Here is a 584-nt window from a genome sequence, read left to right on the forward strand (position 1 = left end):
TCGTCGCCTCTGAGACCCTAGGCATCCCCCGTGTGCTCTTGCTTACTTCGCTTTCGTATCGCTGTCTGGTAAACCAGACGACTTATCCCGTTGCCGGAACAAGCGCGCTACGCTTCGTTTTTGTTACCCCTTACGTCAAAGAACGTGTACTACTCTGGTGTTTAGTAGTGTCGTGAAATACCAGTCAATTACTGGTGCTTCGTATTTATTATGGTGGAGAATAACGGAGTCGAACCGTTGACCCCCTGCGTGCAAGGCAGGTGCTCTAGCCAGCTGAGCTAATCCCCCAGTATCGTTTCCAGCAGCTTCTCCGCTGGTTACAGTGGGCCTGCGTGGACTCGAACCACGGACCTCTACATTATCAGTGTAGCGCTCTAACCACCTGAGCTACAAGCCCGGGTTTCGACGATACCCGAGGATAAACGTAGAATCCGTATTCAAAAATTATTTGAATGAGGAAACAAACAAGTTGTAAGTACCAAGCAGTACTCATTTATTATAACATCGTGAGCAAGGCCGCTCCAGAAAGGAGGTGATCCAGCCGCACCTTCCGGTACGGCTACCTTGTTACGACTTAGCCCTAG

At 50.0% G+C, this 584-nt stretch carries 2 tRNA genes and 1 rRNA gene; all 3 read right to left on the reverse strand.

Annotated features, from left to right (window positions below):
• Window positions 1-211: 211 nt before the first annotated feature.
• Window positions 212-288 (reverse strand) — tRNA-Ala (locus tag IEW17_RS20690).
• 35 nt (window positions 289-323) lie between these two features.
• Window positions 324-397, reverse strand: a tRNA-Ile gene (locus tag IEW17_RS20695).
• Between the two features lie 128 nt (window positions 398-525).
• Window positions 526-584: ribosomal RNA gene (locus IEW17_RS20700) — 16S ribosomal RNA — on the reverse strand; the annotation flags it as partial.

The organism is Hymenobacter frigidus (assembly GCF_014640435.1).
In the GTDB taxonomy this organism is placed as follows: domain Bacteria; phylum Bacteroidota; class Bacteroidia; order Cytophagales; family Hymenobacteraceae; genus Hymenobacter; species Hymenobacter frigidus.